Consider the following 25,307-nt stretch of genomic DNA (forward strand, 5'->3'; position numbering starts at 1 on the left):
TCACGACGGTGCAGGACGTCGCGCAGACGGTGCTGTTCCTGTCGGCGTTCCCGAGCGCCGCGCTCACGGGCCAGTCGTTCATCGTCAGCCACGGCTGGTTCATGCAATGAAGCCGCACGCCCGCACCGAAAAGCAGGCCGTGGATGCGGCGGACCTGCACCACGAAGCCGGCGCGCCGGCCGCCGCGCGGTCGCTGCCGTACGAAACGATCGCGCTCGTCCTGCAGGGCGGCGGCGCGCTGGGCGCGTATCAGGCCGGCGTATTCGAAGGACTGCACGAGGCGGGCATCCCGCTCGACTGGATCGCGGGCATCTCGATCGGCGCGCTCAACACCGCGCTGATCGCCGGCAATGCGCCCGAGCACCGCGTCGAGCGCCTGCGTGAATTCTGGGAAACGATCTGCCAGCCGGCGTTCTTTCCGACGATTCCGGCCGCGTTCGAATTCGCGCTGTTCAACAGCATCGATCAGATCCGGACGTTCTTCACCGCGTCGCAGGCCGCCAGCGCGATGATGCAGGGCCAGCAGGGCTTCTTCGTGCCGCGCTTTCCGCCGCCGCTGCCGGGCGTGTCCGACCATCCTGAGAAAATCAGCTGGTACGACACGTCGGCGCTGCGCACGACGCTGCTGAAACTGTGCGATTTCGACCGGATCAACTCGAGCGAGACGCGCGTGTCGGTCGGCGCGGTCAACGTCGGCACCGGCAACTTCGTGTACTTCGACAACTCGCGCATCCGTCTCGCGCCCGAGCATTTCATGGCGTCCGGTGCGTTGCCGCCCGCGTTCCCGCCCGTCGAGATCGACGGCGAGTATTACTGGGACGGCGGTGTCGTGTCGAACACGCCGCTGATGGAAGTGCTCCGCGCGCATCCGCGCCGCGACACGCTCGCGTTCCAGGTCGATCTGTGGAGCGCACGCGGGCCGCTGCCGCGCACGATGGCCGACGTCGCCGAGCGCACGAAGGACGTGCAGTATTCGAGCCGCACGCGTTTCGTCACCGACACGCTGCAGCGCGAACAGCGCTACCGCAACGTGCTGCGCCACGTGCTCGAACAGGTGCCGGAAGCGCAGCGCAAGAACGACCCGTGGTGCGTCGAGGCCGAAGCGATGTCGAGCGGGAAGAAGTACAACATCCAGCACCTGATCTATCAGCAGAAGGCGTACGAGCATCACTACAAGGACTATCAGTTCGGTCTGTCGACGATGCGCGACCACTGGTCCGCGGGTCTCGACGACATCCGCAAGACGCTCGCGGTGAAGGACGGCCTCGCGCTGCCCGTCAACGACGCGGGCTTCGTCACGCACGACATTCACCGCCGCCGGTAATGCCGTGTACGACGGGCCGGTGCGCCGCGTGCGCCGGCCCGTCCTCCTTTCCGATTCGACATGCCGATTTTCATTGCGCTATTCGCGCTCATCGCCCTGGGCTGGGGCGCCGTTCATCTGTTTCACGTCATCGCCGCGCAGTTCGGCCAGCCGGTCGCGATCGCGGCCGCCGTGCTGGCCGCCGCGCTCCTGATCGCGCTGATCGCGTGGTGGCTCAAGCGCCGCCGCGACATCGCGCCGAACACGAAGGAAGAAGGCTGGACGCACGTCGTGCATCGCGCGTGGGGCGAGTTGCGCGTGTCCGCGACGCAAGGGCTGCTGTGGCTCTCGCGTGACGGCGCGGACGGCCGCTATACGCTGTCGCAACTCGACGGTTGCGAGGCCGCGCCGATCGACGGCCGCTGGCATCTCGTCGTGCGCGTGCGCGACGCCGTGCACGGCGAATGGAGGCTGCCGATGATGGACAAGCGCGATGCGCGGCGCTGGGCGCGCGTGCTCACGCTGGCGAAAGACAACCGGCTCTGAACGCGTGCGGGCCGCGCGGCCGGCACGGGCCAGCCGCTCGACGGCCCGCTATCGCGCACCGAGCGCCCACAGCGCATCGAGCACGTGCTGCGTCGCCCGTTCGACCGAGCCCGCCCGATGCGCGATGCCCAACTCGCGCCACAACGCCGGCCGTAGCGGCCGCATGACGATGCGCGCATCCGGCAGCGGGGCCCCGGCCTCGTGCGGCAGCAGCGTCGCGCCGTAACCTGCGGCGACCAGGCTCTTGATCGCATCGTTGTAGTTGAGTTCGATCCGCGGCTCGGGCCGGTGGCCGGCGAGCGCGAACCATTCGGCCGTGAGCCGCGACAGGCGCGTCGTCGCATCGTTGAGAATCAGCGGCCGCGCGGCCAGATACGCCGGCGTCACCCGGGCCGGAAGCGGCCAGTCCGCAGGCAGGAAAGCCATCACCGGGTCTCGACGCCATGGGCGGATCGACAGCCCCGCGACCGGCGCCTGCGGCAGCGCGACCAGCCCGACATCGAGCGTGCCTTGTGCAATGCGCGCCAGCGTGTCCTGCGACGTGAGCACCGCGATCTGCACGTCGATATCCGGATGCCGCGCGCGCAATCCGGCCACCGCCTGCGGCAACAGATGCGCGATCGCACCCGTCGATGCGCCGAGGCGGACACGCCCCGTCAACCCCTGCACCTGTCGCTGCACGTCGTCCAGCGTGGCTTCGACTTCCGCCAGCAGACGCCGCGCCCGCTCCACCAGCACTTCGCCGATCGCCGACGGGCGCACGTTGCCGCGCGTGCGCGACAGCAGCGGCGCGCCGACGCGGCTTTCCAGCTCGGCGACATGCAGGCTGACGGTCGGCGGCGCGAGATGAAGCCATTGCGCCGCCGCCACGAACGATCCGTGATCCGCGATCGCGACCAGCGTACGCAGACGGTCCAGACTGATCTCGCGCATCACACACCTCTTGTTCAGGAAAGCTGAATCGGACGGTCAGTAAATTCAACTTTTCCTATTCTAGACGTTCGGTGGACGATACGGCTTCCCCCGACGATCGAACGCGACGCACACGACCATCATGAGCCTCCCCATTGTCTTCATCGACGGCGACCAGGGCACGACCGGGTTGCAGATCCACGCGCGGCTGCGCGACCGCACCGACGTGCAGCTGCTCACGCTTCCCGCCGCCGAACGCAAGGACGCGGCGCGGCGTGCCGACGCGCTCAACGCGTGCGATATCGCGATCCTGTGCCTGCCCGACGCGGCCGCGCGCGAAGCGGTCGGCTTCATCCGCAACCCGGCGGTACGCGTGATCGATGCGAGTTCGGCCCATCGCACGCAGCCCGACTGGGTCTACGGCTTTCCCGAGATGGCCGACGGACATGCACGGCACATCGCTCATGCGAAGCGCGTGACCAATCCCGGCTGTTACCCGACAGGCGCGATCGGCCTGCTTCGTCCGCTGTTGCAGGCAGGCCTGCTGCCGCGCGACTACCCGGTGAGCATCCACGCGGTGTCCGGTTACTCGGGCGGCGGGAGGGCCGCCGTCGACGCATTCGAATCGGGCGACGCCGCCGCCAACGCGTTGCCGCTGCAGGTCTACGGCCTCGCGCTCGAGCACAAGCACGTGCCCGAGATCCGTCAGCATGCGGGGCTCGCGCACCGCCCGTTCTTCGTGCCGGCCTACGGTGCCTATCGGCAAGGCATCGTGCTCACCATCCCGATCGAGCTGCGCCTGCTTCCGGCCGGCGTGACGGGCGAGCGCCTGCATGCGTGTCTCGCGCATCACTACGCGGATGCGCATTACGTCGACGTGATGCCGCTCGCGGACGCACGCGCGGCAACGCATCTCGACCCGCAAGCGCTGAACGGCACCAACGACCTGCGGCTCGGCGTGTTCGTCAACGAAGATCGTGGCCAGGTGCTGCTGTCCGCCGTGTTCGACAATCTCGGCAAAGGGGCATCCGGTGCCGCCGTGCAGAATCTCGACTTGATGCTCGGTGCGCGACACGCGGCGTGACGCTCCCGCGGGCATCGTCGACGGTGCCTGCGCACGTCTCCCGCAAAAGCTCACCTTTAGCGGGTTTCAGGCCGCATCGTCACCCGCGGCCGCATTCAGGCCGGCCAGCGTCTCCACCAGAAAATCCACGCACACACGCACCTTCGCCGATGCCGCGACGCGTTCCGGATACACGGCCCAGATGTTCGCGGGCTGGATCGCGTCCGGCAGCACGCGGCACAACGCGCCGCGTTCGATCAGCGGCCCGGCTTCCCAGATCGAGCGCAGCACGATGCCGCGCCCGGCCAGCGCCCACTGCACGGCCACCTCGCCATGGTTCGTCGACAGCGCACCGCCGACCTTCACCGTGGCCGTCTCGCCGCGCACGTTCAGCCGCCATACGCCGAACGGATGGTCGCGCTCCTTGATCGCGAGACAATCGTGCGACGCGAGATCCGCGAGCGAGCGCGGCGTCCCGCGGCGCGCGAGATAGTCGGGCGACGCGCACAGCACGCGGTAATTCGCGGCGAGTCGGCGCGCGATCAGATGATCGGCGATGTCGTCGCCGATGCGCACGTCGAGGTCGTAGCCTTCGCCGGCCACATCGACGAGCCGGTCGAACAGATCGAGCCGCACGTTCAGTTGCGGATAGCGCGCGCTGAAGTCGAGCAGCGCCGGCGCGACGACGTGCCGGCCGAAGCCGAAGCTGCTCGACATGCGCAGCGTGCCGCGCGGCACCGTGCGCGTGGTCGACACGTCCTCGACGAGATGATCGACGTCGTCGAGAATTTTTTCCGCACGCGCGAACACGCGCTCGCCGGCCTCGGTCACCGTCATGCGGCGCGTCGAGCGATGCAGCAGGCGCGTGCCGAGCTGCGCCTCGAGCATCGCGATGCGCTTGCTGACATACGCGGGCGACACCGCGAGCTGCTCGGCGGCCGCGCTGAAGCTCATCAGTCGGACAACCAGGCTGAACACGCGCAGGTCGTCGAGGTTCGGCGATTTATTCACGATTCGTGGAAAGTCGATTAACTTTTGCGTGATTTTAATCCAGATTGAAACAAATAGAATGACGTGACGGGCCGCTGCCTTCCCGGCAGCCGGCCGAACAGCCAAGGAGATTTGCATGACCGACAGGACTTACAGGATCGCCGTGATCCCCGGCGACGGCATCGGCCGCGAAGTGATGCCCGAGGGCCGGCGCGTGCTCGACGCCGTGACCGCGCGCTTCGGCATCCGCTTCGACTTCGTCGAGATCGACTGGGCGAGCTGCGACTACTACGCGCAGCACGGCACGATGATGCCGGACGACTGGAAGGCCCAACTGTCGGGCGTCGACGCGATCCTGTTCGGCGCGGTCGGCTGGCCCGCGACCGTGCCCGATCACATTTCGCTGTGGGGCTCGCTGCTGAAGTTCCGCCGCGAATTCGACCAGTACATCAACCTGCGGCCCGCGCGCCTGTTCGACGGCGTGCCGTCGCCGCTCGCCGGCCGCCGCGCGGGCGACATCGATTTCATGATCGTGCGCGAGAACACCGAGGGCGAATATTCGTCGGTTGGCGGCACGATGTTCGAAGGCACCGAGCGCGAAGTCGTGATGCAGCAGTCGATCTTCACGCGGCACGGCACCGAGCGCGTGCTGAAATTCGCGTTCGAGCTCGCGCAGCGGCGCGCGAAGCGCGTCACCGTCGCGACGAAAAGCAACGGCATCGCGATCAGCATGCCGTGGTGGGATGCGCGCGCGGCCGAGATGGCCGAACGCTATCCGGAGATCGCGGTCGACAAGCAGCACATCGACATCCTGTGCGCGCGCTTCGTGCTGCAGCCGGACCGCTTCGACGTCGTCGTCGCGTCGAACCTGTTCGGCGACATCCTGTCGGATCTCGGCCCGGCGTGTACGGGCACGATCGGCATCGCGCCGTCGGCGAACCTGAACCCGGACCGCACGTTCCCGTCGCTGTTCGAGCCGGTGCACGGCTCGGCGCCCGACATCGCGGGGCAATACATCGCGAATCCGGTCGCGATGATCTGGTCGGCGGCGATGATGCTCGACTTCCTCGGCAACGGCACGGGCCGCGAACGCGACGCGCACGATGCGATCGTCGCCGCGATCGAGGACGTGCTGCGCACGGGGCCGCATACGCGCGATCTCGGCGGCAAGGCGGGCACGCAGGAAGTGGGCGAGGCAATCGCCGCGCGGGTTGCGGGTTGACGGTCATGCCCGGCGCTCGCGCCGGGCGGCGTCGCGTGAATCCGGCTGCGGTGAGCGACACGCGATACGGTTGCGCACTTGTGCGGACTCCGTCGATGCGTCGGCAGTCAAATCGAGCGGTGAGCAACGACGCATCGCAACGCGCACTGCTTGCACAGTTTGTCGTTGAAAACCGAAGTCGATCCGACCGGTGAGTTGCACGCCGCTCTCGCACACACCGATCATCAACACACGATCGCATCGACGCGATTGGTGAGATGCCTCACGCGGTGAAGCACACCGCCGCACGTCGCCACATACGCCGCCTCACCGGGCGCAACGCCGCGTCGACCTGTTCGAGGCACACAGCTCGACGCGACATTTCACCTCGTCCCGAAAAATCTCACCTTCAGCGGACGGCTCCCGAATTTCCTCACCATTGAACCCCGGTGATGCGTTCGCCGGTCCGTTTAACGCGTGCTCGCATCACAGCCCGAGGTCGGACAACCCCGGATGATCGTCGGGGCGACGGCCGAGCGGCCAGTGATAAAGACGGTCCGCCTCGCGAATCGGCAGATCGTTGATGCTCGCGTGACGATGCGCCATCAGGCCGTTTTCATCGAACTCCCAGTTCTCGTTGCCGTACGAACGGAACCAGTTGCCTGCATCGTCATGCCACTCGTACGCGAAGCGCACCGCGATGCGATTGCCGTCGAACGCCCACAGCTCCTTGATCAGCCGATAGTCGAGTTCGCGCGCCCACTTGCGCTGCAGCAGCCCGACGATCTCGTCGCGGCCCGTCACGAATTCCGCGCGATTGCGCCAGCGGCTTTGCGGCGTATAGGCGAGCGACACGCGTTGCGGGTCGCGCGTGTTCCATGCGTCCTCGGCGGCGCGCACTTTCTGGCGCGCCGTTTCGAGCGTGAAGGGCGGAACGGGCGGACGAACTTCGGGGGAAGCGGACATGGGTTGCTCCTGTTCAGGGTGACGGCCGCGAACGCACGCGGCCGGTTCGGATTCGCTGCGCCGGCTACCGCGATACGGTATCGAGCAGCAGTTCAGCCGTCGCGCGCGCATCGCGCGCGGCGTTTGCATCGCCACTGACGAGCGCCACGCCAATCGCGCCGTCGATCAACACGAGCCACTGACGCGCGATGCGCGCGAGCCCGCGGCGCTCGATGCCGGTTTCGTCGGCATAGGCGTCGAAGCGCTCGCGCACGAACGCCAGCAGGCGTGCCTTGTGCATACAGGCGACGACGCGCACGGGATCCTCGGCGTCGGGTATCTCGCCCGACGCATTCAGGAACGCGCAGCCGTGAAAGTCGGGCTGCCCGAACCAGTCGCGCAGCACGTCGAACATGCCGAGCAGTTGCGCGCGCGGCGTCTTGCCCCGCGCCAGCGTGGCGTCGACGAACCAGCGCATCCAGCGCTCGTCGCGACGTTCGAGCGCGGCGACCACCAGCGCCTCTTTCGATTCGAAATGCGAATAAAAGCTCTTTCGCGCCGCGCCGGATCGCTTGACGATCGCATCGACACCAGTTGCGTGGATGCCGCCCGAATAGATCAGCGCTTCGGCCGCGTCCAGCAGCCGCTCGCGAACGCCCGGTTCGCCGGAGGAGTCGAGAAGTGGGTTCATGGGTTTACGGTAGAACGATCGTTCTACCTTGTCAATATCCGGATGAAAAAGCCCTGTCGGCGGGAGGGCTGAAACGTGCCCGAAGCGCTGGCTCGTCGGGGTGAGCCTTCCGTTCGAGCCGTGCGGATGGGAAGGTGAACGGATCAGGTAGGGGTCGGCGCACCGATCGATGTCGATAACGCCGCGTATCAGTGAGTCGCAACGCAGCGTGCGGCTCACGGCGGACGTGCCGGGTCGGTACGATCTCGCATACGGTCGCGAGCGAACCCTCGCACGCCAGGCGAAGCGGGGAAGCGCGTGGAAGAGGAGAAACGGGCGCCGAATGCTATGGCGGGGAGAAGCGAAGCAGTTGCCGACAGGTGACGCGAGCCTGCTATTGCGCATCACCTATGCGCGATCGTGTGATGATTCGGCGCACGAACACGGCTCCCGAAAAATCTCACCTCAAGCGTTCAATCGTGCGTCCGCGGCGCGACGGTGCGTGTGTGCAAACGAAAACGGGGCAGCCGGCAAACGTGCCGCGCCGCCCCGTCTCTCGACACCCGACTCAGACCGTCCAGTCGAGAATCACCTTGCCGCTTTCGCCGGACAGCATCGCGGCGAAGCCTTGCTCGTAATCGTCGGCCGCGAAGCGATGCGTGATGATCGGCGACAGGTCGAGGCCGCTCTGCAGCATCGCGACCATCTTGTACCAGGTCTCGAACATCTCGCGGCCGTAGATGCCCTTGATCTCGAGCCCCTTGAAGATCACCTGGTTCCAGTCGATCGCCGTCTGCGCGGGCGGGATGCCGAGCAGCGCGACCTTGCCGCCGTGGTTCATCGCCTCGAGCAGGCTCGTGAACGCGCTCGGCACACCGGACATCTCGAGACCGACGTCGAAGCCTTCGGTCATGTGCAGGTCGGCCATCACGTCGCGCAGCGACTCGCGCGCGACGTTGACCGCGCGCGTCGCGCCCATCTTGCGCGCGAGTTCCAGCCGATAGTCGTTGATGTCGGTGATGACGACGTTGCGTGCGCCGACGTGCTTCGCGATCGCGACGGCCATGATGCCGATCGGCCCCGCGCCGGTGATCAGCACGTCTTCGCCGACCAGGTTGAACGACAGCGCCGTGTGCGTCGCGTTGCCGAACGGATCGAAGATCGACGCGAGATCGTCGGAGATTTCCGGCGGAATCTTGAACGCGTTGAACGCCGGAATCGCCAGGTATTCGGCGAATGCGCCTTCGCGGTTCACGCCGACGCCCACCGTGTTGCGGCACAGATGCCGGCGCCCGGCGCGACAGTTGCGGCAGAAACCGCACGTGATGTGGCCTTCGCCGGACACGCGATCGCCGATCGCGAAGCCGCGCACTTCCTGCCCCATCTCGACGATCTCGCCGACGTATTCGTGGCCGACGTGCATCGGCACCGGAATCGTCTTCTGCGCCCAGTCGTCCCACTTCCAGATATGGATGTCGGTGCCGCAGATCGCCGTGCGGCGGATCTTGATCAGCACGTCGTTGTGGCCGACGTCGGGACGCTTCACGCGCGTGAGCGTGAGGCCGGGGCCGCGTTCGAGCTTTGCCAGTGCTTTCATGGTCGCGCCTCCGTCAGATGATGCCGAGCGACTTGCCGACGCGCACGAACGCGGCGACCGTCCGGTCGATCTGCTCGGGCGTATGCGCGGCGCTCATCTGCGTGCGGATGCGCGCACGGCCGCGCGGCACGACGGGGAACGAGAAGCCGATCACGTAGACGCCTTCGCCGAGCAGCCTGTCGGCCATGTTCGTCGCGAGCTGCGCGTCGCCGAGCATCACCGGGATGATCGGATGCGTGCCGGGCACGAGCGTGAAGCCGGCTTCGGTCATCTGCTTGCGGAACCGCGCGCCGTTCTCGCGCACGCGCTCGCGCAGCTTCGCGCCTTCGTCGCTGCCGAGCAGTTCCAGCACCTTCAGCGACGCCGCGGCGATGCTCGGCGTGAGCGTGTTCGAGAACAGATACGGACGCGAGCGCTGGCGCAGCAGCTCGATCACCTCGCGACGCGCGGCGACATAGCCGCCCGACGCCCCGCCGAGCGCCTTGCCGAGCGTGCCCGTGATGATGTCGACGCGGCCTTCGACGCCGCAGTGCTCGGGCGTGCCGCGGCCATGCGTGCCGATGAAGCCCACCGCATGCGAATCGTCGACCATCACGAGCGCGCCGTATCGATCGGCGAGATCGCAGATGCCCTTCAGGTCGGCGATGATGCCGTCCATCGAGAACACGCCGTCGGTCGCGATCAGCTTGTGGCGGGCGCCCGCGGCGTCGGCTTCCTTCAGCTTCGCCTCGAGGTCGGAAAGATCGTTGTTCTTGTAGCGAAAACGCTTCGCCTTGCAGAGGCGGATGCCGTCGATGATGCTCGCGTGGTTCAGCTCGTCGCTGATCACCGCGTCGTTCTCATCGAGCAGCGTCTCGAACAGCCCGCCATTCGCGTCGAAGCAGCTCGAATAGAGGATGCTGTCCTCGGTGCCGAGAAACGCGGCCAGCGCGCTTTCCAGTTGCTTGTGCACGGTTTGCGTGCCGCAGATGAAGCGCACCGATGCCATGCCGAAACCGTCCTGGTCGAGGCCGGCCTTCGCCGCGTCGACCAGGCGCGGATCGTTCGCCAGGCCCAGATAGTTGTTCGCGCAGAAATTGAGCACGCCGGCACCGCCGGCGAGCCGCACGGCTGCCGCCTGGGGACTCGCGATCTCGCGCTCGGTCTTGTAAAAACCGTCCGCGCGGATCTGGTCGAGCGTCCCGCGCACCTGGGCGAGAAAGGCATCACGCATCGCAAAGCTCCTGACAGGGTTTCGCATTCCGCAGCGCACCGCTCGTGGCGGCGCAACGGCCTGCTACTGTTATAGTCGGTCGTTCGGTTGACCGCATTTATCCGATATTCCGAACTAGAATTCGAAATATCGAACAACTCTAAGCGAACGGAATTCAAATGGCAAGTTCCCCCGGATCGCGGCGCACGCCTGCCGGCGCCGCCCCGCAACCGCCGGCCGCGACCCCGCCGCGCGTGGGCGAGCAAATCCAGCGGCTGCGCAACGAGCGCAAGCTGACGCTCGACGACCTCTCGCGCGCAGCCGGCGTATCGAAATCGATGCTCTCCGAGATCGAACGCGACAAGGCCAACCCGACGATCGCGGTCGCGTGGCGGCTGACGAACGCGCTCGGCATCACGCTCGATGAACTGTTCTCGCAGCCGAAGGCGCCCGACACGATTCGCGTGGACGGCCCGCACGACATTCCGACGCTCGCCGGCCACGACGGCCGGTACCAGTTGCGCGTATGGGGCCCGATCGATCTCGCCGGCAAGTTCGAGTGGTACGAGCTGACGCTGCCGGGCGGCGGCGCACTGGTATCGAACGCGCACGAACCCGGCACGCGCGAGCACCTCACCGTGCTGCACGGCGCGATGGAAATCGAAGCCGCCGCGGCCAGCCGACGCCTGAAGGCGGGCGACACCGCGCGCTATCCGGCCGACGAGCCGCATGCGATCCGCAACCCCGGCAAGACCGAAGCGCGGGCCTTGTTGATCGTGATCCATCGCTGACGGCGCGGATAGTCGGCCAAAAGGCAGAGCGCAGGCCAGTTGCGGAAAATACTGTATGTTTGTACAGTATACGGACATTCCGCCATGCATGGGCCGGAGCCGGCGCACCGAGGCGCCCGCCCGGTCGACAGGAGCCTGCAATGACAGAAGAACAAGATTTGGCCGCGCTCAGCTTCAAGGCTGCCGCGCACGACCTCGAACTGATCGTTCGCCATATCGCCGCGCGCTACATCCGTCAGCGCGTGCCGCTGACATGGCGCCTGCTGCACGCGATCGAAGCCGAAGCGCTCGCCGATCTCGGCTTTGCCAGCCGGCACGACGCCGGCATGCGCCAACTGTTCGAACGACCGTCCGACATGACGTTTCCCGAAACCGACGATCCGATCGACTTCGGGCGCTCGAACGCGCTGCCCGCGGTCTTTTCATTCGCCGTTCTCGCGTACGAAGCCGCAGCAACCACGCACGACACCGCGCGGCCCGTGCGCGCTCACCGCCCGTCCAAGGCGTGGGGCGACTGATGGCCGAGCCCCGGCCGCGATGCATGGCGGCCGGTTCACCCGCGTGCTGCCCGATACGTTGCGAAAAGGGCTACGATATACGCAACTAACGGAATTAACACCATGTCCCTTCCCACCTCTCCCGACACCGCCGCGCGTGTGGAAGAAAAGGATCTGTTCGACCGCGACGCATCCGACTGGGTCGTCTCGCCCGAAGCCGCGTTCGACGCGTGGCTCGCGATGCAGGACTATCGCCGCTCGTCGGCCGATGTCTATCGCGCGCAATGGGGCGCGTTTCTCGCGTGGATGCGTGCGCATCAAAAGAATCTGGCGACGGTCGATACGCCGACCATCGCGAACTTCGTCGGCGAGTTGCCGATCAAGAAGACACAGCGGATGCGCTATTTAAGGCTGATCGAGCGTGTGCTCGACCATATCCGCCGCACCGAATACGCATCGACCAATCCCGCCCGTTTCATTGCTCAGGATGGCGAAGCGAACTGGCGCAAGGCCCGCGACAACGAACCGACCGGCTTCCTCACGCCGGCGGAACGCGCGACGTTGCTCGCGTATCTGTTTTCGCCGATCGGCGTATCGGGCGCCGCGTACTGGAAGGAGCGTCGCGACCGCGCGCTCGTTGCCGCGTTTCTCGGCGCCGGCATCAAAACCGGGGAAGCGCGCGCGCTTACGATTAGTTGCATCAATACGAGCGGCACGTCGCTGCGGATCGAGTCGACGCATCCGGATTACGCGCGCGAAGCCCATCTCGCCTCGTTCGCGATCGCATTGCTCGAAGCCTGGCTCACCGAACGCAAACGCCAGGAGATTCCGGGAGAACTCGTGTTCCCCGCGTCGCATGCCGGGCGGCCGATGCACAAGGCAACGATGCTGCGCGCGATCGACGCGATCGTCGAATCGGCCGGGCTCACGTCGTCACGCACCGCGCGCGCAAGCCCGCAAACATTGCGCAATACGTACGCGGCCGAACTGTTCGAGCACGACGTCCCGCCCGAGCGGGTCGGCAAATGGCTGGGCTTCATGCGGCCGATCTCGTCGAATCGCCTGCATCGCGCATGGAAAAACTGGCGCGACGGGCTGGCCGACGACAACGGTGACGCGTCCGAGCGTGACGAAACTCACTGATCGGGAAACGGCTGCTCACGCAAAACGATCCGTGAGCAGCCTTGCGCGGCGCAGCCTCACCATTTCACAGCTCCCGAAAAACCTCACCTCAAGTCTCCCGGATATTCTCACCTGTGCGGTGTCGCCAGCTTCCGGGTCAAGTCTGCGCGAAACGCGCGGCGGCTTCGAAACGGGACGGCCATGGGCCCGAAGCGTGCTCGCATTCGGGGCACGCGACTTCAAAGCCGTCATCGCCATGTGACAGTTCCGGCTCGCCGTCGCAATGCGGGCACCGGGCCGGCGCCGGAATCTCGTGATCCAGCGAGGTGCCGATCGTGGCATACGCGTTCGCATCGAGTTGTCCGGCATCGGCCAGGCGCCGGAGCAGCGCCGCGATTTCCGGATTCATCCCGCGGTTCGCGCGCAACGCGTTCGCGTCGCGCATCGCGCGGTCCAGTTCGTCGCTCTGGGTACGCAACTGTTCTTCGAGCCGGTCGGCGCGCGCCTTGGCCGAGCTCAATTGCTGCAGGAAATCGAACTCCTTGCGCTGAACGTCGCGCAGCCCGCTCTGGTAGGTCGACGCCATGCTGCGCAACGCGTCCAGTTCGACCAGCATCGGCTTGACGCGGCGTTCGGCTTCGGCCACCGCATCCTTGATTTGCTGCGCATAGTGCTCGGTGCGCTGCTGCAATTCGGCTTGCAACGCATCGATGCGGTCGCGCAACGCGGCATTCTGGGCCTGTTCGGCATCGAGGCGGCCGGCAGCCGCGGCCAGTTCCTTTTCTAGTCGGGCGACTGTGGTGAGCAACGTTGCTTCGCTTGCCGAACCGTGCGTGGTCTGCGACGCAAGCTGGACCTCGAGTTCGGTCACCCGCGCCTGCAATTGCTCGTTTCTCGCTTCGCCGCGCGCGAGCGCTTCTTCAAGCGTTTCCTGTCGGACGGTTGCGTCACGCAACCGCTGTTCGGCCGCGGCCACGTCGGCGCGAACCTGCTCGCGGTCGCCGTCGAGGCTGTCGCGCGCCGCTTTCAACGCCTCTTCATAAAGTGCGCCCAGCAATGCGCCGGCCTTTTCCTCGACGGCCTTCGGGATCGCCGCGCCGTCGAGCCTGATCTTGGAGGCGGAGCGGATGCGCTCCCAAAAGTGATCGATGTCTTTCGGGATGTCGCTGGCGCTGCCGGTCTGGGTGAGATCGCGCACGTTGGCGGCCGACGGCCGGATGCCGAGATCGAAAAACAGGCGCTTGCATGCATGCAGCGACAATTCCTGACGCCGTGCACCACTTGCGCGCAGCGATTCCAGTTCTTCCCGAATGACTTGACGCATTTCGTCCAGGGTCATGACAACACTCGCAGGCAATGAAGTGTTGCAATCATAACGAAACACGTATCCATTGATACTTGTTTCGACGGTCCGTTGTGAATTTACGTCGTTTTGCACCGAAATCAGCGCTGCGAACGCGTTCGGCCGAAGGTGGCCTCGGATTCCGTGAAACAAAGCGAAGAAAATCATCCAAGTCTTTGTTCGGCAAGCGTTTTTCAGCGGACCCCGAATTTTGGCATTTGTTTCACATGACATCGGATCCGATGGGCCGTGGGTGTTCAGGGGTCGGGGTATCTGTGGAAAACTCGTCAACCGACGTCTTGAGAGTATTAGAAGTAAACACCCTTGAACCCTTAGTTAAAAACGTTAACGCCACGGCACAGCCTTGTGGCACAAGGCTTTCCGGCCGACAAGGTGAAGTTTTACGGGAGCCAAGGTGATCTTCTGCGGGAGCTGACGTGATGGGGTTCGGGGAGCTGCGTGAGCCGTTGCAGGAAGGGTCGTGAGCGGATTCGGGATCACAGTAAAACACGAGTTTTCCCAAAGGTGAGGGTTTTCGGGGCCGTGCAGCCATGGAACCCGCGCCGCGCCTGACCGCACAGTTTTCTGCCTGTGCAGACATAGGTGAGAATTTGCGGGACCTGTTTCGCGCCCCGATTCTGCTCATCTTTTGGGCAGATCGGGGGAAAGGTGAGATTTCACGGGACCTCACGGGAATTTGCTGTGAGGATTTCCGGGAAGCGGACGCCATTTTGCACAGCAAAAGTGCTCGCCGGTGCCTGTGATGCCCCAAAGGTGAGGTTTTTCGGGAGGGAAATCCGGGTCTTCCTGCCCCTTTGGGCGCAAGGTGAGCTTTTTCGGGGCATGAATCACAGGCTGCGGCTTGGCTGACAGGTGAGATTTTCCGGGAGAGAGATCTGCTCGAAAAATGGGCAAAGGTGAGGTTTTTCAGGAGCCGGGACCGGTCGGATTCGCCGAAAAGCCCGCCAGGACTGGAAGAAATCCCGTTTTTGCTGTGCCACTTTTTGGCACAGGTGAGATTTTTCGGGGGCGGTCCTACGGTCGTCTGATGAAAGATTTCGGCCTAAAGGTGAGGCTTTCCGGGAGATCGCGACGATGCACAGCCAAATGCCTTCTGTGCGTAAGTATCGGAAGAGATTGGAGTTTTTGATACCGCGCCGGTTACGGTGAGGTTTTTCGGGAGCCAGTTCCGTGCCCACCGCCGTGCCGCATTTGATTGGTAAGGTGAGCGTTTTCGGGAGTCGTTGGCGCTCGGTCCCGCGTCCGTCGGGCATTTATCGGTATCCGGACGAATCGACCTGCTGTGCTCGAGGTGAGTATTTTCGGGACCGGATACGATTTGCGCGCTGTACAATGCGCGCCCGGGCCAGCCAATCACGCGTTGTTCGGGCTGCGCGTGCCGGTTTCCGCGGTGCTTTCCCCTATGTCGGAACCGAATCGGCTTCCTCGCGAGCCGTGCCTGTACATGCATACAGGCCGGTGTGCTTCAGTCGCGGACGGGCGGTGAGGTGCAGCCGCAAGCCTGTGTCGAATTCACGGCTGCGCAGTCGCAAAATTACGACAAATCGAAAGGTGAGCCGATACGGGAGCCAATTCCGCACGTGTCGCGCACAGGGGAAATTCTGTGAATCGGCGCATGCCGCGGCACGTCTGGAAGAGTCCGGAACGCCGCCCTGGCCGACCGGTGAGCGTTTTCGGGAGGGGGTCGGGTGAGTGCCGTTTTGCCGGCGCGCTTCACCGGCTATGGTGAGCATGTCGTTCTGGACGCACATCACCGCAGGCGCTATCCTTCCGGGAAACTTCTCCTCCGACCCGACGTATGGCCACGACGAAGCGCGCCAAGAAAACCGATGTGGATGTGGTGAGTGCCAGTTCAGCCGAATTGCGAAAGGCCGTCGAGGCGATCGCCATTCAGCCGAAGAGCGGCAAGATCACGCTCCTCACTCGCAAGCTGTTCAATGTCCTGCTGGCCGTCGCGCAGCAGGCCGACGATTCGGGCGATACGTATCGCGCGCTGCTGTCGGACATCGTTGCCAACTCCGCTTTCGATTCGAACGACACCGCGTTGGTGAAGGAACACCTACGCCGCATGGTGTCGGTGCAGGTCGAATGGAGCACGGGGACGTCGAGCCAGAAGCCGGGCCGCAAGTGGGGGATCTCCACGCTGATTGCCGACGCGGAAATTCTCGAGGATCCGACCACCCGCCGCGTATGGGTCGAATTCTCGTTCGCGCCGAAGATCAAGAAGAAGCTGCTCGACCCGGTCCAGTATGCGCGCCTGAGCCTGCAGTTCCAGAGCCAGCTGCGCAGCAGCGCGGGGCTCGCGCTGTACGAGATCTGCGTGCGCTACCTGACGAACCCGAGCCATTTGACGATGCGCGAGCCGTGGGAATGGTGGCGGCCGATTCTGTCGGGCACGCCCGACACGGAAGCCGGCGACGAAGCGAAGCGCGAGTACAAGTACTTCAAGCGCGACTACCTGCGTCCCGCGATCGCGGAAGTCAATGCGGTCACCAACATCTTCGTCGAACTGATCGAGCACCGCGAAGGGCGTCGGGTGGCCGAGATCCAGTTTCGCGTGACCGAACGCAAGCAGCCGATGCTCGCGCTCGACGAACACCCGAACGTGTTCGACAGCACGCTGGTCGACCGGATGGTGAAACTCGGGATCCCGCTGAAGGAAGCACAAACACTCTATGCGGACAGCGAGGAAAATCGGATTCGCGCCGCATTGCAGATGACCGAGCAGCGGATGCGCAGCACGACGCTGCCGCCGGTGCGCAGCGCGCCGGCGCTGTTCAAGGACGCGCTGAAGAAGGGTTATGCGCCGCCGGTCGAGTCGGTCGACGCGCTGCCTGCCGGCACGCCGTCCGCGAAGGCTGCGGCTGCGCAGCCGGACGATCTGAAGGCTCGCCTGCTGAGCGAGTTCGCGGCGTTCCGCCGCAAGGAAGCGAAGGTGCTGTACGAGGAGCAGGGCGACGCGGAGCGCGAAGTGGCGCGTGAGTCGTTCGAATCCGAGGCATTGCCGACGATGGGCTCGCATCTGCGCGACGACTGGCGCAAGCGCGGCCTCGATTCCAAGCTGGCCGAGACGGCCTTTTTCGACTGGCTGGCCCAGAAGACCTGGGGCGAGCCGACGGACGGCGATCTGCTGTCGTTCACGCTGAACCAGTCGCGGGCCGCTTGAGGCCTGCTCAGGCCCGCTGACCGGCCGCCGCCGGTCCCATCCATTGGTCGGGCGGGACCGGCGCCCTTGTCAGGCTCTGCCGGCCGCTTCCATTACTCCGACAACAGCATCCGCTCGAGTTGCTCGAGGATCGCGTCGCGCTTGTCCTTCGGCAGGCCGCGCAGGCGCAGTTCGATGCGGTCTTCGCCATACGATTTCAGATCGCCGACCGACTTGCCGTCGAGCTTGATCTCGAGACGCTGCGCGTAGCGCTGACGGCCCGCGGCCTTCGGCGTCTCCTGCGCCGCGACGCGGCCCTTGACGATGTCCGACACCTGGCGCGTGCTGAGGTCGTCCGACACGATCTTGTTGATCAGCCGCAGCGTCGCCTCGGTGCCGCGCGCGTTGTGATAGCGGCCGACCTGATACGCCATGTTCGATCCGAAGCGATCGGGGCGCGCGACCATTTCCTGCATGATCGCTTCCGGCAATTTGCCGATCGACAGCGCGACGGCCACCGTCGACTCGTCGAGGCCGAGATGCTCGGCGAGTTCTTTCTGGCTCTGGAAATGCTTGTCGTCGAGGAAGCGGCGCCACACGACGGCATTGTCGAACACCGTCTGCGAATCGCGCTGAACGTTGAGGTCATAGCCGAGCTTGTAGCTCTGGATGCCGATCGGCACGTCGATCACGATCGCCTTGACCGACTCCTTGTTCGCTTCCTTCAGCGCCCGCACGCGGCGGCCACCATCGCTGACGAAATACGTGCCCGGGTTGTCGTAATCCGGAATCACGTGGATCGCTTGCTGCTGCCCTTGCTTCGCAAGGTTCACCGCGAGTTCGGCAATCGACGATTTCAGATAGAAGTGCCGCGGATTGAACGGGCTATGTTTGATCGCCTTCAACGGCAACTCGATCACCTGCCCCGGGGCATAGCGATTCTCGAGACGCCACGCGCGATATTGCTGCGATTCGTCGATCGACGGGTCGATCGTGAATTCCGGAGCAGGCGGCGGTGCGATGTCCTTCTTCGCGGATTTGGTCGACGCCGGGGTCGGCGTCTCGGACTTGACGATGCCGTCGATCGCATTGAGCCGATCGAGCGCCGTGCGCTTCTCGCTCGTCGTGATATCCGGGCGCGCTTGGAATCCTTTGGCAAATTGGGAGGGTTTCATGTGACTCCTTTGTGCGCATAAAGTCAGGGCAGCATGGCGACGATTTCGTCGGCACATGCGCGAATTTCGGAGGCGGCCAGCTTGCCGCCACGATCGTTCATTTGCAGCACGGTCTGACCGAGCGCCATCGCCTGCTTGTACGCTTCCCGAGTCGGGATCTGCGTCTTCAGCAACGGAAAGCCCAGTTCCTCGAGTGCACGCTTGAGCTCGCGGGTCAGCATGCGTTTCTCTTCGGTCTTGTTCAGCAGGAAGACCGCGCGGAGGTCTTCGTTCATCACCTGCGCTTGCTGAATCAGTTTGACCAGCCCGACGCTCGACCAGTAATCGGCCGGCGACGACGATGTCGGGATCACGGCAATCGATGCGGCCAGCAGGACGACACCCGAGACTTTCTCGGTGATCGACGGCGGGCAGTCCACGACGATGATGTCGTAATCGTTGATGAACTTCTTGATCTCGCGATGGATCTGGCCGTCGGCTTCGGCAAGATTGACGACCGGAAACGGGATGCCGTTTTCGCTGTCGCCGGATGCGCTCGACCAGTGAACCAGCGTGTTTTGACGGTCAGCATCGATGACGAGGACGCGCTTCCCTTTTTCATGGAACGCGGCGCCGAGATGCATGGCAATCGTGCTTTTGCCGACGCCACCTTTTTGTTGAGTGACTGCAATAATTTCCGCGGCCAATTTTCACTCCTGTTTTGGTCGTTGGAATTCTACAGGACGATATTTGAATTTCAATGAAATTGTCGGTCGACAACGACGCATTGGCCATTCGGACGATCGGTTTATGCGCATAAACGAAGTGGCGACGATGGGGAGTTCGTTGGGGCGGTGTGTTGGAGGTGGCGAAGCTGAGATAGAGGGGTGATGGGCTGCGTGGTGGGATGGTCTTCACGCGCTACATCGCCGGGCACCTGTTCGTCACGGGGATATCGCGTTGCTCTGCCCTTTCCGGGGCGGATAGGACTGTCGGCGAGCCGGGGAGTTTGTGCGCATAAACTCCGCAGTGGGCGAAGCGATGAACTCTGTGGGGAGCGTGCGTGTCGGGCATCTGCGAGCGAGCGATCTGCGCGCTCCGAGGCGAATGCGCGACCCTGAGTCGCCTCCGTGAACGGGCATGCCTCAGGGTGACATTCTGTCGGCCCGCAGCGTTTATGCGCATAAACCAGACGCAACGATGATCCGCGATGAAGGGCCGCAGCCGACACCTCACCGAATCAGGCGACCCATGATGTCGTGTCGGGACGGTCTGTCGTTTGCAGCGATCGCCCGGTGCCGTCTCGTGTCGGCATCGCCCAAGGCCCGAGTCAAGCCGTGCGTCGCCCGACAATCGCCGGCATTATGCGCATAAACCTGCCCCAGGCAGGCCGCCGATGATGTCGCGCTGAGTGGCTGATTGATACAGCGATCGCCCTCTGCCGCCTTGTGTCGCATACGTCCACGCCCGGAGCCGCGCGTCGCCTCGGCCAAAAATCGCTGGCTTTATGCGCATAAACCACTCGACGCGCCGGGCCATCACGCCCCCACCATCGGAGATAACCTGTGCGACACATTGCTGGGCAAATTGCAGTCCGCGAATCCTGCGCACCAGATGTTCTAGCTTTATGCGCATAAACAACGGCTCTTTGAAGCGTTTTCGAACACCGGAGACACGCTCTTCCATCACAGCGCGTTGCTAAACCAAACCGTCTCAGCCACTTGTCGAAAGGAACGCCACCCCGGTCTCGGCTGAACCACGCCACCAAGCCCCTCAATGCAGAGTGGCTACAATACAGGGCTCCCCCACCCAGGCTTGAATGATGATCACGATCTACCACAACCCCCGATGCTCGAAGTCCCGCGAGACGCTTGCGTTGGTCGAGTCGCTGAATACCGCCGGCACGCCGTTGACCGTCGTCGAGTATCTGAAGACGCCGCCGACCGTCGAGGAACTGGAAACGATGCATCAGCAGCTCGGCCGGCCGGTCCGCGACATGCTGCGCGACGGCGAGGAGCCGTACAAGACGCTGAATCTTGCCCGCGCGGATCTGACCGACGCCGAAGCCTACGCGGCGATCGTCGCTCATCCGATCCTGCTGCAGCGCCCCATCGTCGTGTATCGCGGCAAGGCGGCTATCGGTCGACCGCCCGAGTCCGTGAAGGCGTTGTTCGAATAATTCTTGTCCGGCGTATTTTTCTTATTGCATCAATGCGGCCCAGCCCGGCACGCGCAACGGCATCCAGGCCGACGCAACCTCCAGGCCGCCTGCTAGCCGTCACCGGAACGATACGCCGACATCGCGGCGCCTCGGGCGTGAACACGCCCTAGCCGCCACCGGACGGCCCGTCATCATCATCCGGCTCCCGCCCCGCGGCCGCTTTCGCGGCCGTCCGCAACAGCGCGATCTGCCCGCGATAGGCGCGGCATCCGCTGCAGGTCGGCAGATGCACACGCACCTGCAGGCGCTCGTGCAGTGTCAGAGGCCGGTCGAGCGCATCCGACAGCAGTCGTGTCACGTCAGTACATTTCCCCGGCAGCATCTTCGGTCGTCAGTCCTTTTTCGCTCAGGCAGGTTCGCAGGCGCGTGCGTGCACGGTACAGCAGCACGCTGCAATGATTCGTCGTCAGCGTCAATTCGCTGCAGATGTCCGGAATCTCGACGTCGAGAAATTCGCGCATCATGAACACGCGTCCGATCTGCTCCGGCAGATGGTCGAGGCACACCTGGAACAGCATCCAGAACTGCTGTTGCTGCAACAGCGTCTCGGGTTTCGGCCACGGTCGCGGTTTCGCATGCGCGGCCCAGTGCCCGTTGTCCTTGAACAGTTCGCGATCGAGCACGGATTCGCCGTCGAGCTCCGCATCGAGCGCGGTCAGGCTCACCATCCGCTGCCGCGCGCGCAGCACGTCGATCAGCTTGTTGCGCAGGATGGCGAACACCCACGTCTTGTGGGCCGATAGCCCCGCGAACTCGCCGGCATGCGACCACGCGGCGGCCAGCGCTTCCTGCACGGCGTCTTCGGCCGCGTCGGCATCGCGAAGCTGGAGTCGTGCGAAGCGCAGCAGATCGTGCCGCAGTTGTGCGAGATAGGCGGGGTCGTCGTATGCGGACGGCATGTGTGGGTTGTCGTGTTTCGAAGCGATCGCGCATGCGTCACGGAACGGGCGCATCGCGGTGCGAGCAGCTTACTGGTTGCGGTGCCGCCCTGCAACGCCATGTTCCGTCGCGATTTCATGAAGCCGGCCGCCGCGCTGCGCTATGCTTGCCGAACCCTCGTCTCGCACGTCGAAGGCGCCGCGCGGCGGGCAAACTGTAACGTCGGAACATAACGGTCGAGTTATCCACAATTTCTGTGGAAAACCTTGTGGAAAGTCGGCCGGATGGCCCCGTCGGACGGCTCGCGGGCTGGCTTGCCTATAAACAGACCTTTGTCGCCCATTCGGAAGCAATCGCTCCGATTCCTCACTTACCGGAAGGAGAATGCCATGTCCTATCGAATTGCGGTCGTCGTCGGCAGCCTGCGCAGCGCTTCGACGAACCGTGCGCTCGCGCACGCCGTGATCTCGCTCGCCCCCGCCGATTTTTCGTTCGAGTTCGTCGAGATCGGCGAGCTGCCGCTGTACAGCCAGGACTACGACGCGAATTTCCCGGAAGTCGCGAAGCGCTTCAAGCAGTCGATCGAAGCCGCCGACGCGTTGCTGTTCGTCACGCCCGAGTACAACCGGTCGATTCCGGGCGTGCTGAAGAATGCGCTCGACTGGGGCTCGCGCCCGTGGGGTTCCAATTCGTGGTCGGGCAAGCCGGGCGCGGTGCTCGGCACGTCGCCGGGCGCGACGGGCACCGCACTCGCGCAGCAGCACCTGCGCAACGTGCTCGCGTACCTCGACGTGAAGACGCTCGGTCAGCCCGAGATGTTCATCAAGCACGACCCGGCGCGCATCGACGACCAGGGGCAGATCGTCAGCGAGGACACGCGCAAGTTCCTGCAGGGCTTCGTCGATCGCTACGCGGGCTGGGTGCGCCTGCTGAAATCGGCGTGACGTCGTTGGCCTGATCGCCGCCGCGCCGGTTCACGCAGTCGCGCCGGCGCCGGCCCGCACGTGGCCGGTCACGCGCCGGCGTGTCGTGCGTCGCGCGCTTCGCGGATGCCCAGCAGGATCTCGTCGAGCAGCGCGATATCGAACGGCTTCGACAGCACGCGGACGTTGACGGTGCGCGTGCGGTCGAGCTCCTCCGCATAGCCCGTGACGAGAATCACCGGCAGCTTCCCCGGTCGCTTCTCGACCGCTTCGGCCAGATCGATGCCGTTCATGCGGCCCGGCATGTGGATGTCCGAAATCACGAGGTCGAACGCGTCGTTCGCCGCGGCGCCCTCGATCAGGCGCAACGCGTCGTCGGCGGTGGGCGCATAGGTCACGCGATGACCGAGCAGCGACAGCAGCGCTTCGGTGCCGGCCGCGACTTCGCCGTTGTCCTCGACGAGCAGCACGTGCAGGCCGGCGAGCGTGCCGTTCCCCGCATCGTGCGCGCCGGCCGCCGGCCGTGCGACGACGTCCTCGGCGCGCGCGCGCGGCAGGTACAGACGCACCGACGTACCCGCGCCGACCGCGCTGTCGATCGTCGCGAGGCCGCCCGAGCGTTCGCAGAACGCGAATACCTGCGGCAGGCCGAGCCCCGTCCCCATCCCCTGCGCCTTCGTCGTGAACAGCGGTTCGAATGCGCGGGCGAGCACGTCGGGCGCCATGCCCGAACCCGTGTCGTCCAGCGAGATCTGCACGAACTCGCCCGTCAGCGGGAAGCCGTCCTCGCGGCGCAGCGTGACGTTGCGCGCACCGACCGTGAAGCGTCCGCCGGTCGTCATCGCATCGCGCGCGTTGACCGCGAGGTTGATCACCGCGAGCTCGAGCTCCGCGACATCGACGCGAATCGGCCAGACGCCCGGCTCGATCGCGACGACCAGCGACGACTTCGACCCGAGCGACGTCTTCAGCAGTTCGCGGCACGTGCCGAGCCATTGCCCGATGTCGATCGTCTCGTTGTGCAGCGGCTGCTTGCGCGCGACGCCGAGCAGTTGGCGCGTGAGCGACTGCCCGTTCTTCAGCGCGCGTTCGATCGCGCCGAGCTCCTTGTCGAGATGCTGGACGCCGCGCCGCCGCGCGATCTGCACGTTGCTGGAGATGATCATCAGCAGGTTGTTGAAGTCGTGCGCGACGCTGCCGACGAGATTGCCGAGCGCCTGCATCTTGCGCGACTGCCGGTACGCCGATTCGATCGAGCGCCGCATCGACGCTTCGGCCTGCCAGCGGTCCCACGCCTCCTCTTCCGCCTTCAGCCGCTTGAGCGACAGCCAGATCACGGACCACAGCGCGACCGACGGCGCGAACATCGAGATGAACAGCACGCTCAGGTGTTCGTACCATTCATGCCAGATCGCCGACGTGCGGTATGCGCAGGTCACGAAGACCGGGTAGCTGCCGACCTGGCGATACGCGACGATCTCGCTGCTCGCACCGTCGTGGCGCACGCGCACGACGCCCGCGCGCGGATCGTTGTGCGCATTGCCGAACGTGACCGAGCGATCGGTGTGCGCGAGCGACGGCGGCGGCGGATACGACGCGATCACCGCGCCGTCCGAGCGCGCGAGCGCCATCGTCATCGGCGTGCTCGCGCCGCCGAGCAGGTCGCGGTAGAACGCGTTGAAATACGACGACTTCAGTGCGATCGACACCATGCCGGCGAACGAACCGTCGCTATGGCGTCGCGCGACGCCCGTGTTGAATACGGGAATGTTCTCGAGCTTGAGCGGCCCCATCATCAGCCGCGAGATGTGTTCGATGACCTTGCCGTCGCGGATGCCGGCGAAGTCGTCGCGGTTCGCGATCGACGCGTACGGCGCCGGATAGTAGAGGCTGTTGGCGAGCAGCATTCCGCTCGCGCCGAAGATCGACACGGCGGCCACCTGCGGATAGCCGCCGCCGATCGTGTTCAGCGCTTCGTGGATGTCGGATTCCCTGCTGCGCACGGCTGCGTCGTCCATGTCCTGCACGAGGTCGACGATGCGCGCATCGAGCGTTTCGCTCAGGTCGAACACCTTGAGCGCATGCTCCTCGGCGACGCGCACGGTGCGCATCGTCACGTCGCTCGCCGCGGCCTCGCGCGCCTTCAGGTCGTTGTACGCCATCACCGCCACGTAGATGCACGGCAGCACGATCGCCGCGACGAGCAGCACGATCAGCGTCACGCGGCGTACCGCGAAATCGTGCTCGGGCGCGCCGGACGCGTAGCTGCCGTCGTCCTGCCAGTCATCGGCGGGAGCGGGGGCGGGAGCGCGGGAGTCGGCAGGCCGTTCGGACGTCATCGAGGAAAGCGGGTGAAGCGGAGGTGTCTGCCATCATAAACGAGTTGCGGCGGCCCGCCGCGCGGCGCCGTACGGGCGCAATCCTGTCGTCTGTGACAGAGGTAAACCGTCAGATTGAAAACGCGACGAATCCGGCAGCGCAAACGTACACAAGGAAAAATTTTGCGTGCTTATCTCGAAAATGGTCGCGCCTGTTTTCGGAATGGCGCACGATCGGATCGATTCTGTTCGAAATGGTGAATATGGCGAGTTGCATCGCCTCCGGTTTACTCCGAGAATCGCGCCTTGCTTTCCCTATGACAGATACATGCGCCCGCCGGCGATTGCCGCGCGGTGCGTCGCGCGCACCTGCGTCGCGGCGCCCCGTGCGCGGCCGCAAGGCGGTTGCCCGCGCCCGAAACGCATGGCACCTAAAGAAGTGCGCCGCGCGGTCGTTAACGCGAGAGAGACCATT

General features: G+C 64.9%; 23 protein-coding genes and 1 pseudogene. 11 read left to right on the forward strand and 13 right to left on the reverse strand.

Annotated elements, in window-relative coordinates; all coding sequences use genetic code 11:
- The 3 genes and pseudogenes from C5F75_RS31365 to C5F75_RS31375 form a co-directional block, all read left to right on the forward strand.
- Positions 1-110: pseudogene (locus C5F75_RS31365) on the forward strand (3-hydroxybutyrate dehydrogenase); the annotation flags it as partial.
- Positions 107-1,324, forward strand: coding sequence for a patatin-like phospholipase family protein (locus C5F75_RS31370; RefSeq protein ID WP_059581433.1), 1,218 nt, complete (start codon positions 107-109; stop codon positions 1,322-1,324). The pseudogene C5F75_RS31365 and the gene C5F75_RS31370, both read left to right, overlap by 4 nt.
- A 60-nt stretch (positions 1,325-1,384) precedes the next feature.
- Positions 1,385-1,849, forward strand: coding sequence for a hypothetical protein (locus C5F75_RS31375; protein ID WP_060317653.1), 465 nt, complete (start codon positions 1,385-1,387; stop codon positions 1,847-1,849).
- A gap of 48 nt (positions 1,850-1,897) precedes the next feature.
- Here C5F75_RS31375 and C5F75_RS31380 read toward each other — a convergent pair whose 3' ends face one another.
- The gene (locus C5F75_RS31380; protein WP_059581438.1) at positions 1,898-2,782 is read right to left on the reverse strand and encodes a LysR family transcriptional regulator; all 885 of its coding nucleotides are present in this window, start codon (positions 2,780-2,782) and stop codon (positions 1,898-1,900) included.
- A gap of 121 nt (positions 2,783-2,903) precedes the next feature.
- Here C5F75_RS31380 and argC point away from each other — a divergent pair, with 121 nt between their 5' ends.
- Positions 2,904-3,845 (forward strand): N-acetyl-gamma-glutamyl-phosphate reductase, encoded by a 942-nt coding sequence (argC, locus tag C5F75_RS31385; RefSeq protein ID WP_089465884.1) that lies wholly within the window; start codon positions 2,904-2,906, stop codon positions 3,843-3,845.
- Positions 3,846-3,911: 66 nt separating this feature from the next.
- Here argC and C5F75_RS31390 read toward each other — a convergent pair whose 3' ends face one another.
- On the reverse strand, positions 3,912-4,835 hold the full coding sequence (locus C5F75_RS31390; protein ID WP_059581443.1) for a LysR substrate-binding domain-containing protein: 924 nt from the start codon (positions 4,833-4,835) through the stop codon (positions 3,912-3,914).
- Between the two features lie 115 nt (positions 4,836-4,950).
- Between C5F75_RS31390 and C5F75_RS31395 the strand changes: the two genes are divergently transcribed.
- Positions 4,951-6,036, forward strand: a complete 1,086-nt coding sequence (locus C5F75_RS31395; protein WP_059581446.1) for a tartrate dehydrogenase — start codon at positions 4,951-4,953, stop codon at positions 6,034-6,036.
- Positions 6,037-6,501: 465 nt separating this feature from the next.
- Here C5F75_RS31395 and C5F75_RS31405 read toward each other — a convergent pair whose 3' ends face one another.
- From C5F75_RS31405 to C5F75_RS31425, 4 genes are all read right to left on the reverse strand, one after another.
- Positions 6,502-6,981 (reverse strand): nuclear transport factor 2 family protein, encoded by a 480-nt coding sequence (locus tag C5F75_RS31405; protein ID WP_059581450.1) that lies wholly within the window; start codon positions 6,979-6,981, stop codon positions 6,502-6,504.
- Positions 6,982-7,045: 64 nt separating this feature from the next.
- Positions 7,046-7,651, reverse strand: coding sequence for a TetR/AcrR family transcriptional regulator (locus C5F75_RS31410; RefSeq protein ID WP_059581453.1), 606 nt, complete (start codon positions 7,649-7,651; stop codon positions 7,046-7,048).
- A gap of 547 nt (positions 7,652-8,198) precedes the next feature.
- A complete protein-coding gene (gene tdh / locus C5F75_RS31420; RefSeq protein WP_060317659.1) occupies positions 8,199-9,227 on the reverse strand; it encodes an L-threonine 3-dehydrogenase in 1,029 nt (342 codons plus the stop codon).
- Positions 9,228-9,240: 13 nt separating this feature from the next.
- Positions 9,241-10,440 (reverse strand): glycine C-acetyltransferase, encoded by a 1,200-nt coding sequence (locus tag C5F75_RS31425; RefSeq protein ID WP_104013287.1) that lies wholly within the window; start codon positions 10,438-10,440, stop codon positions 9,241-9,243.
- A gap of 158 nt (positions 10,441-10,598) precedes the next feature.
- On the opposite strand from C5F75_RS31425, the gene C5F75_RS31430 reads away from it, so the two are divergent.
- The 3 genes from C5F75_RS31430 to C5F75_RS31440 all read left to right on the forward strand — a co-directional run bounded on the left by C5F75_RS31430 (position 10,599) and on the right by C5F75_RS31440 (position 12,850).
- The gene (locus tag C5F75_RS31430) at positions 10,599-11,210 is read left to right on the forward strand and encodes a helix-turn-helix domain-containing protein (protein ID WP_059644571.1); all 612 of its coding nucleotides are present in this window, start codon (positions 10,599-10,601) and stop codon (positions 11,208-11,210) included.
- A gap of 140 nt (positions 11,211-11,350) precedes the next feature.
- On the forward strand, positions 11,351-11,728 hold the full coding sequence (locus C5F75_RS31435; RefSeq protein WP_059581462.1) for a DUF2471 family protein: 378 nt from the start codon (positions 11,351-11,353) through the stop codon (positions 11,726-11,728).
- Positions 11,729-11,830: 102 nt separating this feature from the next.
- Positions 11,831-12,850, forward strand: a complete 1,020-nt coding sequence (locus C5F75_RS31440) for a tyrosine-type recombinase/integrase (protein WP_104013288.1) — start codon at positions 11,831-11,833, stop codon at positions 12,848-12,850.
- Between the two features lie 136 nt (positions 12,851-12,986).
- On the opposite strand, the gene C5F75_RS31445 is transcribed toward C5F75_RS31440, so the two are convergent.
- Complete coding sequence (locus C5F75_RS31445; RefSeq protein ID WP_104013289.1) at positions 12,987-14,168, reverse strand: DNA-binding protein; 1,182 nt, start codon at positions 14,166-14,168, stop codon at positions 12,987-12,989.
- A gap of 1,822 nt (positions 14,169-15,990) precedes the next feature.
- Between C5F75_RS31445 and C5F75_RS31450 the strand changes: the two genes are divergently transcribed.
- Entirely contained in the window at positions 15,991-17,358 is a 1,368-nt protein-coding gene (locus C5F75_RS31450) for a replication initiation protein (protein WP_059581471.1), read from the forward strand.
- 92 nt (positions 17,359-17,450) lie between these two features.
- Here the strand turns inward: C5F75_RS31450 and C5F75_RS31455 are convergent, their stop codons facing one another.
- From C5F75_RS31455 to C5F75_RS36550, 3 genes are all read right to left on the reverse strand, one after another.
- A complete protein-coding gene (locus C5F75_RS31455; protein WP_059581474.1) occupies positions 17,451-18,512 on the reverse strand; it encodes a ParB/RepB/Spo0J family partition protein in 1,062 nt (353 codons plus the stop codon).
- 23 nt (positions 18,513-18,535) lie between these two features.
- Positions 18,536-19,198: a ParA family partition ATPase gene (gene parA / locus C5F75_RS31460; protein ID WP_059581476.1), complete on the reverse strand. Its 663-nt coding sequence runs from the start codon at positions 19,196-19,198 to the stop codon at positions 18,536-18,538.
- A gap of 655 nt (positions 19,199-19,853) precedes the next feature.
- Positions 19,854-20,177, reverse strand: a complete 324-nt coding sequence (locus C5F75_RS36550) for a hypothetical protein (protein ID WP_146075231.1) — start codon at positions 20,175-20,177, stop codon at positions 19,854-19,856.
- 136 nt (positions 20,178-20,313) lie between these two features.
- Here C5F75_RS36550 and arsC point away from each other — a divergent pair, with 136 nt between their 5' ends.
- On the forward strand, positions 20,314-20,670 hold the full coding sequence (arsC, locus tag C5F75_RS31465) for an arsenate reductase (glutaredoxin) (protein WP_104013325.1): 357 nt from the start codon (positions 20,314-20,316) through the stop codon (positions 20,668-20,670).
- A 148-nt stretch (positions 20,671-20,818) separates the two neighbouring features.
- Here arsC and C5F75_RS31470 read toward each other — a convergent pair whose 3' ends face one another.
- The gene (locus tag C5F75_RS31470) at positions 20,819-21,034 is read right to left on the reverse strand and encodes a zf-HC2 domain-containing protein (RefSeq protein WP_081059312.1); all 216 of its coding nucleotides are present in this window, start codon (positions 21,032-21,034) and stop codon (positions 20,819-20,821) included.
- Positions 21,012-21,611: an RNA polymerase factor sigma-70 gene (locus C5F75_RS31475; RefSeq protein ID WP_059581479.1), complete on the reverse strand. Its 600-nt coding sequence runs from the start codon at positions 21,609-21,611 to the stop codon at positions 21,012-21,014. Before C5F75_RS31475 ends, C5F75_RS31470 begins: the two co-directional genes overlap by 23 nt.
- Positions 21,612-21,980: 369 nt before the next feature.
- Between C5F75_RS31475 and C5F75_RS31480 the strand changes: the two genes are divergently transcribed.
- On the forward strand, positions 21,981-22,535 hold the full coding sequence (locus C5F75_RS31480; protein ID WP_059581481.1) for an NADPH-dependent FMN reductase: 555 nt from the start codon (positions 21,981-21,983) through the stop codon (positions 22,533-22,535).
- A 68-nt stretch (positions 22,536-22,603) separates the two neighbouring features.
- Here C5F75_RS31480 and C5F75_RS31485 read toward each other — a convergent pair whose 3' ends face one another.
- Positions 22,604-24,853, reverse strand: coding sequence for a hybrid sensor histidine kinase/response regulator (locus tag C5F75_RS31485; protein WP_059644560.1), 2,250 nt, complete (start codon positions 24,851-24,853; stop codon positions 22,604-22,606).
- Positions 24,854-25,307: the final 454 nt, after the last annotated feature.

Origin of the sequence: Burkholderia anthinoferrum (genome assembly GCF_002925705.1) — a bacterium.
GTDB classification, from domain to species: Bacteria; Pseudomonadota; Gammaproteobacteria; order Burkholderiales; family Burkholderiaceae; genus Burkholderia; species Burkholderia semiarida.